The organism is Rhizobium sp. 10N414 (assembly GCF_056394785.1).
Genome location: NZ_JBFTIN010000010.1, coordinates 22,777 through 34,619 on the forward strand (window position 1 = coordinate 22,777; position 11,843 = coordinate 34,619).

An 11,843-nucleotide genomic window follows, 5' to 3' on the forward strand; every position below is an offset into this window, starting at 1 on the left:
CGCTAGATCGTCTTCATGCCTTCAGGCTTATCGGCGAGCGCACGGTCCGCTGCTTCATAGTGCTTCGGTTTCAGATGCCTGCTGACCATGGCGAAGGCCGCGGAAAGGACCGCTACGTCATCCGAAAACCCGATCACGGCAAAAACATCAGGGATCATGTCAACAGGCATGACGAAATAGGCGAGTGCCGCCAGCAGAACGCCGCGCACCCTTGTCGGCGTCTGGGGATCCATCGCGCAGTAGAATGCAGCGACGACATCACGCGCGAACGGGATCTGCCGTACGGCCTTCTTGAAGGTCGGCCAGAATTTCTTGCGCACCGTCTCTTCGCGCCGGCTTTGCGTATCATCGTCGCCCGGCAGCAGGATCTCACCGAATTTGACGTCGTCCATTCCGATTGGTCCTCTCTTTCACGCGCACATATGGTGACGGCGGCACCGGATTCAATCAAGTCGGCGCGCCGCCGCCTTCTCCATCGCTGCCGCCAGCTTGAAATCGAGCTCCGTCAAGCCGCCGGCGTCATGGGTGTTAAGCTTTACGTCGACGCGCGAATAGACGTTGAACCATTCGGGATGGTGATTGAGCCGTTCCGCAGCAAGTGCCGCTTCGGTCATAAAGCCGAACGCCTCAACGAAATTGCGAAACTTGAAGCTTCGCGATATCGCCGTGCCGGCAGCGTCGAGCGACCAGCCGTCAAGCTTGGCGAGCTCGGCAGCGATTGCTTGACGTTCCAGTTTTTCCCGTTTCATGCGATTGTCCCTTCTCTTCCGTCATGGACCACAGATGAAACGCATTAGCATCCTGTTTGTTTGCATGGGCAATATCTGCCGCTCGCCTCTTGCCGAGGGGATCTTCTCGCACCTCGTCGATGCGGCCGGATTTGCCGAGCGTTTTGAGATCGACTCGGCCGGCACCGGCGGCTGGCACGAGGGCGAGCATCCGGATCGGCGCTCGATCGCCACCGCGAGAGGCCACGGGATCGACATTTCCCGGCAACGCGCGCGTCAGATCAGGACGAAGGATTTCAGCGGCTTCGACCTGATCCTCGCGATGGATCGCGCAAATGTCGCCGAACTGCATCGCATGAGCCCGGGAGCCGCAAATATCCGCCTGTTCGGCGATTTCGCTTTGGCAAGCGGCGAGGATATACCCGACCCCTATTTCGGCGACAGCGACGGCTTCGAACGCGTCTACGCCAGGCTCTTTGCCGGCTGCAGGAAGCTGCTCGAGACGCTGGGCACCGACAATGCCTCGTGGAGAGGGAAGATCTCCTCCGTCAAATAAGGCCCACCGCCGACCGATTCCCTTGACGACAGCAGAACGAAGCGCGGAACGGTGAAGGCCGAAGTCTGGAAGTTTCCACGCCCGGCGAGATAGTGCACGACATCGTCGACCCGCGACGACTTCAACCGCGCCAGCGTGACATGCGGCGTGAACTTGCGGGGATCAGGCGGCAATCCGATGCGCTGGCAGATCCGCTCGATTTCGGCCTGGAGGGCGTACATCTCGGGTGAAGACGAGACGCCGGCCCACACCGAATGCGGTTTTTTGGACCCGAATGCGCCGATACCATCGAGACGTATCTGGAATTCGGGCCGGTCGATGCGGTCGAGCCGATCGACAATTTCGTCTGCCGTGCGTCCATCGACATCGCCGATGAAGCGCAAAGTGATGTGGTAGTTTTCCACATCGATCCATCTTGCACCAGGGAGACCACCGCGCAGCAATGAGAGGCTCATCGCGGCATTGCGCGGAATTTCGAGGGCGGTAAACAGTCTCGGCATAACGAGCACTCCCCGAATCTTTTGCAGGTGCTCACACGGAATCACGCATTGAACACCTGCGCAAGTCCCTAATTCTTCACAGTAGAAATCGTTCCTAAGAATTGCGTGATAGCCGGCTCCATCTTTTCGACCATCACATCGATCCCTTTGCTGTTCGGGTGCATCCCATCCTCAAGCTTCAGACCGGCATCGAGCGCGACACCGTCGAGAAAGAAGGGATATAGCGCAACGCCATGTTTTTGCGCGAGTTTCGCGTAGATCGAGTTGAAGCGCCCCGCATAGTCGCCGCCCATGTTCGGCGGCGCCAGCATACCGACGAGAAGGACCGCAACACCACGTTCCTTTAGCCGAGCAATTATCTGATCGAGGTTCTTTTCACTTTCCTCCGGAGGGATGCCGCGCAGGGCATCATTGCCGCCCAGTTCGAGAATCACGCCATCGGTGCCGTCGGGGACCGACCAATCGATTCGCGCAAGACCACCGGCCGTCGTGTCGCCGGACACGCCCGCGTTCGCGATCGATACGTCGACACCCTTGGCTGTCAGGGCTGCTTGCAACTTTTCTGGAAAGCCATCTCCGGGAGGGAGTTGGTAGCCCGCCATAAGGCTGTCGCCAAAACCGACCAGGCTGATTGTCTTTGCATTGGCTACGACCGCAAAGGCCATCGTCGCAACAATGACGGCGATGTGAAGGCCGGCAACTTTAAAACTCATTCCGCTTTCCCTAGATTGGCAAGACAATCGGCATCTATATAGGGCGAATACTGTTGGCAAAAACCATCATCGAGTTGAAGCGCGCCGATTTGACGCTTGGCAGCGCCGCCGCCTCCGTCCATGTTTTGAAGGGCATCGACCTCACGATCGGCACCGGAGAGTCGGTTGGCATCGTCGGACCATCAGGTTCCGGAAAATCGACGTTGCTGATGGTGCTCGCAGGGCTGGAAAGACTCGATAGTGGCGAAATCAATGTCAGCGGCACACCGCTACATGCCCTGAGTGAAGACCAGATGGCCGACTTCCGCGGCCGCAATATCGGTATCGTCTTCCAATCCTTCCACCTGATCGCCAACATGACGGCCCTGGAAAACGTCGCTGTGCCGCTGGAGCTTGCCAACCTTCCCAATCCGTTCGAAATCGCCCGCCGTGAATTGAAATCCGTCGGGCTTGGCGATCGGTTGAACCACTATCCCGGCCAGCTTTCCGGCGGCGAACAGCAACGGGTGGCGATTGCACGCGCGCTCGCACCGTCACCGGCGCTGCTGATCGCCGACGAACCCACCGGCAATCTCGACACCGACACCGGCCGGCAGATTGCGGATCTCCTGTTTTCCAAACAGGCCGAGCGGGGGATGACGCTGCTGCTCGTCACCCACGACACCGCGCTCGCCAAACGCTGCTCCAGGCAGATTCGGGTTCGTTCGGGCCAGATCGAGAGCGATAGTGCGCCTGTCCAGCCTGAGGCGGCGATTGCATGACATTGCTGACCCCGCGCGTCTCCCTCGCCTTTCGTCTCGCGCTCCGCGAGCTGCGCGGCGGGCTTCGCGGCTTCTACATCTTTCTGGCCTGCATCGCTCTCGGCACCGGCGCGATTGCAGCCGTCAACTCGGTTTCGCAGTCCATCACCAACACGATCGCCACGCAAGGTCAGGAGATTCTGGCTGGCGACGCACGCTTCGAGCTCAACAATCGCGAGGCGACGGAAGCCGAAATGGACTTCCTGCGCGGCTTCGGCAAAGTATCGGTGTCGACAGGCCTGCGCTCGATGGCGCGCAAGCCCGACGGCTCGGATCAGGCGCTGGTCGAGGTCAAGGCAGTCGATGGCGCCTATCCGCTCTACGGCACCTTCGCGGCCGAACCGAATTATCCGCTGCACGCGCTTCTGTCGGGGCAGAGCGGCACCTATGGCGCGGTGGCCGCTCCGCTTCTGCTGGATCGGCTCGGCCTCTCCATCGGAGATGAGATCCTCCTGGGCAATGTCATTCTGAATATCACCGGTACTGTCAAGACGGAGCCGGACGCGGTTTCGGAAGGTTTTGGTTTCGCGCCCCGGCTGCTTGTGAGCAGGGAAGCACTGAAGGCGTCCGGCCTCATCCAGACCGGCAGCCTGGTCGAACATGCCTACAAGATTCGCATGGACGACCAGGCCGAGAGATCCACGCTGCGCGATCGGGCCGGCAAGGAATTTCCATCCGCCGGCTGGTCGATCCGCACCAGCGACCGGGCAGCCCCTGCGCTGACGGAGAACATTGAGCGTTTCTCGCAGTTCCTGACGCTGGTCGGACTGACGGCCCTGATCGTCGGTGGTGTCGGCGTCGCGAATGCCGTGCGTGCCTTCCTCGATTCCAAGCGCACGACCATTGCGACATTCAAATGCCTTGGGGCGCCCGCCGCGACCGTCGTGTTGATCTATCTTTTCCAGATCGCCATCATTGCCTTGGGCGGGATGGTGATCGGCCTCGTCATCGGGGCGCTGGCGCCAATCGTAGCGTCGCAATTTCTGGCGCAGTTCCTGCCGGTCTCCACGGCTCTGACGTTCTACCCCGGGGCTCTGGCCCTCGCAGTCCTTTTCGGTATTTTGACAACGCTGGCCTTTGCCATCATGCCGCTCGGGCATTCACGAGAGGTTCCGGCAACGGCCCTGTTCCGCGAGCAGGGCTTCGAGGCGCGGGGCTTGCCTTCCTGGCCCTACATCCTTCTCGCTGCGACCTTTCTTGTTGCCCTTGCCGGCCTTGCCGTCGTAACCGCGTATGATCGTTTCATCGCGATGGTCTTTGTCGGCGCGATCGCCTTCGCTTTCGTGATCCTGCGGCTTGTCGCAGCCGGCATTGCTTGGCTGGCGCGCCGCAGCCCGCGGGTGAATTCGCCAGCCTTGCGGCTCGCAATCGGCAACATCCACCGGCCTGGCGCACTGACGCCCTCCGTCGTCCTGTCTCTCGGTCTTGGCCTCGCACTACTCGTGACGCTCACCCTCATCGACGGCAACATGCGCCAGCAACTGACCGGGCGCATGTCCGCCGGCGCGCCGAATTTTTTCTTCGTGGACATTCAGGGGTCGGAACTCGAGACATTTCGCAGCGTCGTCAAAGCCGGTTCGCCGGATGGCAAACTGGTCGAAGTGCCGATGCTGCGCGGCCGGATCCTCGCCTTTAACGGCGAGGACGTTACCAAGCGCAAGGTTCCGCCCGGCGGCCAGTGGGTGCTGCGTGGCGACCGCGGCATCACTTATTCGGAAGCGCTGCCGGAAAATGCATCGCTGACCGAGGGATCATGGTGGCCGAAGGACTATAGCGGCGAACCGCTCGTCTCCTTCTCTGCCGAGGAGGCAAATGAACTCGGCCTGAAGATCGGTGACACCGTCACCGTCAACGTGCTCGGCCGCAACATCACCGCGAGGATTGCGAGCCTGCGCAAGGTCGAGTGGGAGTCGCTTTCCATCAACTTCGTGATGATCTTCTCGCCGAATACATTTCGCGGCGCCCCGCACGCCTGGCTCGCGACGCTCACCGACCCGACGGCGACCTCTGGCCAGGAGGCCGCGATCTTGAAGTCCGTTACAAACACGTATCCGACCATCACAAGCGTGCGGGTCAAGGACGCGATCGACATCGTCAACACGCTGGTGGCGCAGTTGGCGACTGCGATCCGCGCCGCTGCCTCCGTTGCGCTGATCGCCTCGGTCCTGGTTCTGGCCGGCGCGCTGGCCGCCGGTAACCGCGCCCGTACCCATGACGCGGTCGTCCTCAAGACACTCGGCGCGACGAGGCGAATGCTGATCCGTGCCTTCTGCTACGAATATTTGATCCTTGGGGCGGCGACCGCAGTCTTCGCCCTTTTTGCCGGCGGCGTTGCGGCCTGGTTCATCACCGCCCGGATCATGCGCATCCCCTCGCACTTCCTGCCCGATGTTGCCGGCCTGACACTTGTGACGGCTCTGGTTCTGACCGTTGGTATCGGACTCATCGGCACCTGGCGCATCCTCGGCCAGAAAGCGGCACCCGTTTTGCGCGAACTCTGATTGATCAAACGGAGAAATTTCCTTCACCTTACGGCGATTTAACCCGATCGCGGGTTGCAAGGGCCTTGTTTGCGAAAGCCGAAAGGCTCATATTGTGTGCAGGCATGCTGGGCTCCGCAGCGGCGCCCGGGTCGTTGACCCGCCACCGTGTCCACACCGGAGCTTATAAGAGGAAACTATGGCTGACCTTCGTAATTACCAAGGCCGCGTACAGACTGGCGAGATGATCGACCAGGGCCTGCGCAGCTATATGCTCAAGGTCTACAACCTGATGGCGCTGGGTTTGGCGATCACGGGTGTAGCCGCCTATCTGGGCTTCAATTTCGCCGTCCAGGACGGCCAGCTGACGCAGTTTGGCGTATTGCTTTTCCAGTCGCCGCTCCGTTGGGTGATCATCCTTGCACCGCTGGCTGCCGTGTTCTTCCTGAGCTTCAGGATTAACCGGATGAGCGTTGCCGCCGCGCAGACGACCTTCTGGGTCTACGCCGCGCTGGTGGGCCTGTCGCTTTCGTCGATCTTCCTGGTCTACACGCAGTCGAGCATCACGCAGACGTTCTTCGTGACGGCCGCCTCCTTTGGTGCGCTGTCGCTTTACGGCTACACGACCAAGCGTGATCTCTCCGCGATGGGCTCGTTCCTGATCATGGGTCTCTTCGGCCTGATCATCGCGTCGATCGTGAACATCTTCCTGGCATCGTCTGCCCTGCAGTTCGCGGTCTCCGTGATCGGCGTGCTGATCTTCGCAGGCCTTACCGCCTACGACACGCAGCGCATCAAGGAAATGTACTACGCAGCAGACGGCGCGGATGTTGCCGGCCGCAAGGCAATCATGGGCGCACTGACCCTGTATCTGGACTTCATCAACCTCTTCATGTTCCTCCTGCAGTTCATGGGCGACCGCAAATAAGGAACAGGAACGTTATCGAAAAAGGCGGCTTCGGCCGCCTTTTTTGTTGCTCGATCATGCCGAGGATGATTTCTGGAAGAGTCCATCGTCATATCTGCCGGCCGACCGAATGCCCATCTTCCTCCGCGACGCTTCCTCATCCGATCTCCCTGCCATCACGGCCATCTATCGCGAATCCGTACTGAACGGTGTCGCAAGCTACGAGATCGTCCCACCGGACGAGAGCGAGATGGCGGCACGATTTTCCGCAATCACGGGCCAGAGCTACCCCTACATCGCCGCGATCGATGAGAATGGCGGGCTGCTTGGTTACGCCTACGCCTCGGCCTTCCGCACGCGGCCGGCCTATCGCTGGATGGTCGAGGATTCGATCTACCTGGCGCCGGAAGCGCGCGGCAAAGGAATTGGAAGGCTGCTGCTCGCCGAACTGATCCAACGCTGCACCGATCTCGGCTTTCGCCAGATGGTGGCCGTGATCGGCGGCGCGCATCCGGCATCCATTGCCCTGCATCAGACATTGGGCTTTGCAGAAACCGGCCGACTCAAGGCAACAGGCTACAAGCACGGTCGCTGGCTCGACACGATGATCATGCAGCGTGCCCTGGGTGATGGGGCGGCGACCGACCCCGATGCCTCGACCTATCCAGGCACGCTGTTCAAGGCCTGAGCTCGAGCTACTTCTCGACCAGCTTCAACGCCTTGTTGAAGACCTTCAGAACCTGGGGGAGTTCGTGCCCACGCTTCAGGATAACGCCGTGCGTATTGATAACGGAATAAGCACCCTGCTTGGCAGTGAGCTTCGGATTCTTCTCGATGCGAAAGAGTGGCATTTCACCTGATCGCTTGAAAACGGAGAAGACGGCACGATCCTTCAGATGATCGATCGCATAGTCCCGCCACTCGCCCTCGCCGACCATGCGGCCATAAATCCATAAAATCGCGTCGAGCTCGCGTCGGTGGAATGTGACCGGCGCTGGATCCTTGCTCTGCTTGTATTCCTTGAGATCTACGACGACTGAGGAACTGTTGTCGGCTGACCGGCTCTCGCCGCGCCGCAAATCCGGCTGATCTGTCATCAGTCTCCCTGTGCCTCCGCTTGTGACGGGTACATGACAGTTTGCCTTAGCGTTTACAAATTGCAAGCGGGCGATCAGTCACATTAATCATAGTCTGTGCAATCTCCCGAGCGCCGCAATTCAGTCAAAACAGCGCCTCATTTGGAGGAGAAATTCCCTCACGACTGCGCCGCGGGGCCGTTCGGACCCGCGTCGCACCTGATTTGCGCATGATCTTTTTGCCGGATTTGGTCTGCTGAAAAGGTTTTGTGCGAGTTTGGCGCCAGCGCGCCAAAGGGCCCGGCTGACCGTATCGACCTTAACCCCAGCCCCGAATACGATCAGCCGGGCCGCCCCGTTTTCCATCCGCAAGGCAGATGAAACGGTCAGATATTCTTCCCAGCCATGACGACCGTCGCTCCGAGAATCGCCGATGGATTGCCGTCGGCGGTGGAGGATTGAAGTAGAATCGCGCAGCCCTCAAGATCCGGCTTCTGCATCACGCTGGCCGGCAGCGTCAAGCTCGTTTCCTTGCCCTCCCACATGCCGACGGTTTCGACATCGGCAACGCTGTTCAGATAAGCAATCTTCTGACCGCTGTTTTCGCCCTTCTCGACCTCGATGGTCTTCTCCCGGTTGAAATAGACCATGACGACATTGGCTTTGCCCTGGCCCGCGCCAATCTTGATCTCGAGTTGGTCGTCGCGCATCTGTGCGGTGACCGGCACCGACAATCCCTTGCCTTCGGCTGCATAGCTATCGATCTTCTTATTGATCGCGCCCAGATCGGCCCCTGCCACATGGTCACGACCATTGACGATAACCTGCGGCGTATAGACATTGGCGCGGCCCATGGTCTGCGCGTAGCCATACTGGCGCTCGGTGTTTTCCTTCGAACTCAGCGTATCGGCCCAGCCCATGTAGTTCCAGTAGTCGACGTGATAAGCGAGGGCGATAACGCCGCCAGCCTCGACAATCTTGCGGAAAGCCGCATCGGCTGGAGGACAAGAAGAACATCCCTGCGAGGTGAAGAGTTCGACCACGCCTTTTGGCGCGTCCTGGGCAAACAGTGGGCCGGCAAGCGCCACACCTGCAACCAGAGAAATCAGAAACCGCGGGGACATTCACTGCACCTTTTCTTCAGCAACCACCGCCACCCTTCGCCGCAGGTTCCGATGTCTGAACGTAGAGATAATGGTTCTCGATCTAAACGGAAAGTCACGAAGGGGTGAGACCAAGCTTCGGAGAAGCCAAGCTGAAACACATCAGCGTGACTGGCCATCTAATACCTCGTGCTCAAACAAAAAGACCGCCGGAAATCTCTTTCCGGCGGTCATTGTCATGCAAGTCTGTTAACAATCAGGCAGCGAGATCGCGCAGAACCGTCTGCAGGATGCCACCGTTGTTGAGGTAGACCACTTCGTCGAGCGTATCGACGCGCGACAGCAGCGGAACTTCCTTCACGGTGCCGTCCCCGTAGGTGATCTTTGCAATCTTCTTTTCGCGCGGCTTGATGTTCTCGAGACCTTCGATGGTGACCATCTCGTCACCCTTCAGGCCGAGGCTCTGCCACGTCGTGCCCTCTTCGAAGACGAAGGGGATGACGCCCATGCCGACGAGGTTCGAGCGGTGGATACGCTCGAAGGACTGTGCGATGACCGCCTTGACGCCGAGCAGGTTGGTGCCCTTCGCGGCCCAGTCGCGGGACGAGCCGTTGCCGTATTCGACACCGGCGAAGATGACGAGCGGAACGCCCTCGGTCTTGTACTGCATAGCCGCGTCGTAGATCGATTCCTCTTCCTTCGACGGGTAATGGATGGTGTAGCCACCTTCCTTGCCGTTCGGGCCGAGCATGTGGTTGCGGATGCGGATGTTGGCAAAGGTGCCGCGCATCATGACTTCATGGTTACCGCGGCGCGTGCCGTACTGGTTGAAGTCGGCGACAGCGACGTGGTTCTCAAGCAGGTAAGCACCAGCCGGAGACGCAGCCTTGATCGAACCGGCAGGCGAAATGTGGTCGGTGGTGATCTTGTCGCCGAATAGGCCGAGAACGCGCGCACCCTTGATATCGGAGATGCCGGTGCCGGTCTTGCCCATGCCCACAAAGTAGGGCGGGTTCTGCACGTAGGTCGACTTGTCATCCCAGGCGTAGGTCTGTCCGGCCGGAACGTTGACGGCCTGCCAGTTTTCATCACCCTTGAAGACGTCGGCGTACTTCGTTTCGTAAAGTTCGCGGGTGACGTACTTCTGGATGAAGTCCTGCACTTCGTGCGAGGTCGGCCAAATGTCCTTGAGATAAACAGGGTTGCCGTTCTGGTCTTCACCGATCGGCTCCTTGGTCAGATCCTTCTGGACCGTGCCGGCCAGCGCGTAGGCAACGACGAGCGGCGGCGAAGCCAGGTAGTTCGCCTGAACATCCGGAGAAATACGGCCTTCGAAGTTGCGGTTGCCCGAGAGCACGCCTGAAACGATCAAGCCCTTGTCGTTGATCGTCTTCGAGATCGGCGCCGGCAGCGGACCGGAGTTACCGATGCAGGTCGTGCAACCGAAGCCGACGAGGTTGAAGCCGAGCTTGTCGAGGTCGGCCTGCAGGCCGGACTTCGCCAGATACTCACCAACGACCTGCGATCCCGGTGCCAGCGAGGTCTTGACCCACGGCTTGGACTTCAGGCCCTTGGCAACGGCGTTGCGGGCAAGAAGACCGGCAGCGATCAGAACCGACGGGTTGGAGGTGTTGGTGCAGGAGGTGATGGCGGCAATCGCCACGTCGCCATGGCCGAGATCGAAGTCGGTGCCTTCGACCGCGTAGCGGTTGGAGAGCTGACCGGGCTTCTTGTAATCGGTGTCCATCGAGCCGGCGAAACCAGAAGCGATGTTTTCGAGCGGGATACGGCCTTCAGGACGCTTCGGGCCGGCCATGGCAGGCACAACGTCGCCGAGGTCGAGTTCCAGCGTATCTGTGAAGACGAGGTCCGAACCATCGCCTTCGCGCCACATGCCCTGTGCCTTTGAGTAGGCTTCGACGAGAGCGATACGGTCCTTACTGCGGCCGGACATGTTGAGGTAGTTGATGGTTTCGCCGTCAACCGGGAAGAAGCCGCAGGTCGCGCCGTATTCCGGACCCATGTTGCCGATGGTCGCGCGGTCGGCGAGCGGCATGTTGTCCATGCCAGGGCCGAAGAATTCAACAAACTTCGAGACAACGCCCTTCTTGCGCAGCATCTGCACGACCATCAGCACGAGATCGGTCGCGGTGACGCCTTCCTTGAGCTTGCCGGTGAGTTTGAAGCCGATGACTTCCGGCAGAAGCATCGAGACCGGCTGGCCGAGCATGGCCGCTTCCGCTTCGATACCGCCGACGCCCCAACCGAGTACGCCAAGGCCGTTGATCATCGTCGTGTGCGAGTCGGTGCCGACGCAGGTGTCCGGATAAGCGATCGTCTCGCCGTCCTCTTCCTTCGTCCAGACGGTCTGGCCGAGATATTCGAGGTTGACCTGGTGACAGATGCCGGTGCCCGGAGGAACGACGCGGAAGTTCTTGAATGCCTGCTGGCCCCACTTCAGGAAGCGGTAGCGCTCGCCGTTGCGCTGGTATTCCAGCTCGACGTTCTTGGCAAATGCCTGCGGCGTACCGAATTCGTCGACGATAACCGAGTGGTCGATGACGAGGTCGACGGGTACCAGCGGGTTGATCTTCTCTGGGTCGCCACCGAGCGACACCATCGCGTCGCGCATCGCGGCGAGGTCGACGACGGCAGGAACGCCCGTGAAGTCCTGCATCAGCACGCGCGCTGGGCGATAGGCGATTTCGTTTTCGACAGCGCCCTTGTTGTTCAGCCATTCGGCAACAGCAATGATGTGGTCCTTCGTCACCGACTGACCGTCTTCGAAGCGAAGCAGGTTCTCGAGCAGAACCTTCATCGAATAGGGAAGCTTCGAAACGCCCGGAAGGCCATTCGCCTCAGCCTTCGGCAGGCTGTAGTAGACGTAGTCCTTACCGTTCACGGTGAGCGTGGAACGACAATTAAAGCTGTCAAGAGATTTAGACACGAGAGACCCCGTTTCTGATAGCGAACACAATCG

General features: G+C 60.0%; 12 protein-coding genes. 5 read left to right on the plus strand and 7 right to left on the minus strand.

The annotated features are described in order from the left end of the window. Nucleotides 1-2 precede the first annotated feature (2 nt). Both AC1DE4_RS11750 and AC1DE4_RS11755 read right to left on the minus strand, forming a co-directional pair. The gene (locus AC1DE4_RS11750) at nucleotides 3-392 is read right to left on the minus strand and encodes a YkvA family protein (RefSeq protein ID WP_018855797.1); all 390 of its coding nucleotides are present in this window, start codon (nucleotides 390-392) and stop codon (nucleotides 3-5) included. 51 nt (nucleotides 393-443) lie between these two features. Next, nucleotides 444-749, minus strand: a complete 306-nt coding sequence (locus AC1DE4_RS11755) for a 4a-hydroxytetrahydrobiopterin dehydratase (RefSeq protein ID WP_018855798.1) — start codon at nucleotides 747-749, stop codon at nucleotides 444-446. Nucleotides 750-783: 34 nt separating this feature from the next. Here AC1DE4_RS11755 and AC1DE4_RS11760 point away from each other — a divergent pair, with 34 nt between their 5' ends. Beyond that, nucleotides 784-1,284, plus strand: coding sequence for a low molecular weight protein-tyrosine-phosphatase (locus AC1DE4_RS11760; RefSeq protein ID WP_025658152.1), 501 nt, complete (start codon nucleotides 784-786; stop codon nucleotides 1,282-1,284). Here the strand turns inward: AC1DE4_RS11760 and thpR are convergent. Both thpR and AC1DE4_RS11770 read right to left on the minus strand, forming a co-directional pair. Next, a complete protein-coding gene (thpR, locus tag AC1DE4_RS11765) occupies nucleotides 1,191-1,784 on the minus strand; it encodes an RNA 2',3'-cyclic phosphodiesterase (RefSeq protein ID WP_025658151.1) in 594 nt (197 codons plus the stop codon). The two genes, AC1DE4_RS11760 and thpR, sit on opposite strands and share 94 nt — an antisense overlap. A 68-nt stretch (nucleotides 1,785-1,852) precedes the next feature. Next, the gene (locus tag AC1DE4_RS11770; protein ID WP_025658150.1) at nucleotides 1,853-2,497 is read right to left on the minus strand and encodes an arylesterase; all 645 of its coding nucleotides are present in this window, start codon (nucleotides 2,495-2,497) and stop codon (nucleotides 1,853-1,855) included. A 53-nt stretch (nucleotides 2,498-2,550) separates the two neighbouring features. Between AC1DE4_RS11770 and AC1DE4_RS11775 the strand changes: the two genes are divergently transcribed. The 4 genes from AC1DE4_RS11775 (at nucleotide 2,551) to AC1DE4_RS11790 (ending at nucleotide 7,372) form a co-directional block, all read left to right on the plus strand. After that, complete coding sequence (locus tag AC1DE4_RS11775) at nucleotides 2,551-3,258, plus strand: ABC transporter ATP-binding protein (protein ID WP_025658149.1); 708 nt, start codon at nucleotides 2,551-2,553, stop codon at nucleotides 3,256-3,258. Continuing rightward, nucleotides 3,255-5,798 carry an ABC transporter permease gene (locus AC1DE4_RS11780; protein WP_025658148.1) on the plus strand — a complete coding sequence of 848 codons (2,544 nt, stop codon included), beginning with the start codon at nucleotides 3,255-3,257 and terminating at the stop codon, nucleotides 5,796-5,798. The genes AC1DE4_RS11775 and AC1DE4_RS11780 overlap by 4 nt, the downstream gene beginning before the upstream one ends. Before the next feature lie 178 nt (nucleotides 5,799-5,976). Continuing rightward, nucleotides 5,977-6,705 carry a Bax inhibitor-1/YccA family protein gene (locus AC1DE4_RS11785; protein ID WP_025658147.1) on the plus strand — a complete coding sequence of 243 codons (729 nt, stop codon included), beginning with the start codon at nucleotides 5,977-5,979 and terminating at the stop codon, nucleotides 6,703-6,705. 109 nt (nucleotides 6,706-6,814) lie between these two features. Next, nucleotides 6,815-7,372, plus strand: a complete 558-nt coding sequence (locus tag AC1DE4_RS11790) for a GNAT family N-acetyltransferase (RefSeq protein ID WP_025658146.1) — start codon at nucleotides 6,815-6,817, stop codon at nucleotides 7,370-7,372. A gap of 7 nt (nucleotides 7,373-7,379) precedes the next feature. Here the strand turns inward: AC1DE4_RS11790 and AC1DE4_RS11795 are convergent, their stop codons facing one another. The 3 genes from AC1DE4_RS11795 to acnA all read right to left on the minus strand — a co-directional run bounded on the left by AC1DE4_RS11795 (nucleotide 7,380) and on the right by acnA (nucleotide 11,810). Then, nucleotides 7,380-7,781 (minus strand): DUF2794 domain-containing protein, encoded by a 402-nt coding sequence (locus AC1DE4_RS11795; protein ID WP_018855806.1) that lies wholly within the window; start codon nucleotides 7,779-7,781, stop codon nucleotides 7,380-7,382. Between the two features lie 365 nt (nucleotides 7,782-8,146). Beyond that, nucleotides 8,147-8,884: a DUF1223 domain-containing protein gene (locus tag AC1DE4_RS11800; RefSeq protein ID WP_018855807.1), complete on the minus strand. Its 738-nt coding sequence runs from the start codon at nucleotides 8,882-8,884 to the stop codon at nucleotides 8,147-8,149. A 235-nt stretch (nucleotides 8,885-9,119) separates the two neighbouring features. Further along, entirely contained in the window at nucleotides 9,120-11,810 is a 2,691-nt protein-coding gene (acnA, locus tag AC1DE4_RS11805; protein WP_025658145.1) for an aconitate hydratase AcnA, read from the minus strand. Between the last annotated feature and the right edge of the window lie 33 nt (nucleotides 11,811-11,843).

Excerpts from the sequence above, each read along its gene's own strand:
- AC1DE4_RS11800 (WP_018855807.1), bottom strand. The coding sequence starts at position 8,884 with ATGTCCCCGCGGTTTCTGATTTCTCTGGTTGCAGGTGTGGCGCTTGCC.
- thpR (WP_025658151.1), bottom strand. The coding sequence starts at position 1,784 with ATGCCGAGACTGTTTACCGCCCTCGAAATTCCGCGCAATGCCGCGATG.
- AC1DE4_RS11780 (WP_025658148.1), top strand. The coding sequence starts at position 3,255 with ATGACATTGCTGACCCCGCGCGTCTCCCTCGCCTTTCGTCTCGCGCTC.
- AC1DE4_RS11760 (WP_025658152.1), top strand. The coding sequence starts at position 784 with ATGAAACGCATTAGCATCCTGTTTGTTTGCATGGGCAATATCTGCCGC.
- AC1DE4_RS11755 (WP_018855798.1), bottom strand. The coding sequence starts at position 749 with ATGAAACGGGAAAAACTGGAACGTCAAGCAATCGCTGCCGAGCTCGCC.
- AC1DE4_RS11795 (WP_018855806.1), bottom strand. The coding sequence starts at position 7,781 with ATGACAGATCAGCCGGATTTGCGGCGCGGCGAGAGCCGGTCAGCCGAC.
- AC1DE4_RS11790 (WP_025658146.1), top strand. The coding sequence starts at position 6,815 with ATGCCCATCTTCCTCCGCGACGCTTCCTCATCCGATCTCCCTGCCATC.
- AC1DE4_RS11750 (WP_018855797.1), bottom strand. The coding sequence starts at position 392 with ATGGACGACGTCAAATTCGGTGAGATCCTGCTGCCGGGCGACGATGAT.
- AC1DE4_RS11785 (WP_025658147.1), top strand. The coding sequence starts at position 5,977 with ATGGCTGACCTTCGTAATTACCAAGGCCGCGTACAGACTGGCGAGATG.
- AC1DE4_RS11770 (WP_025658150.1), bottom strand. The coding sequence starts at position 2,497 with ATGAGTTTTAAAGTTGCCGGCCTTCACATCGCCGTCATTGTTGCGACG.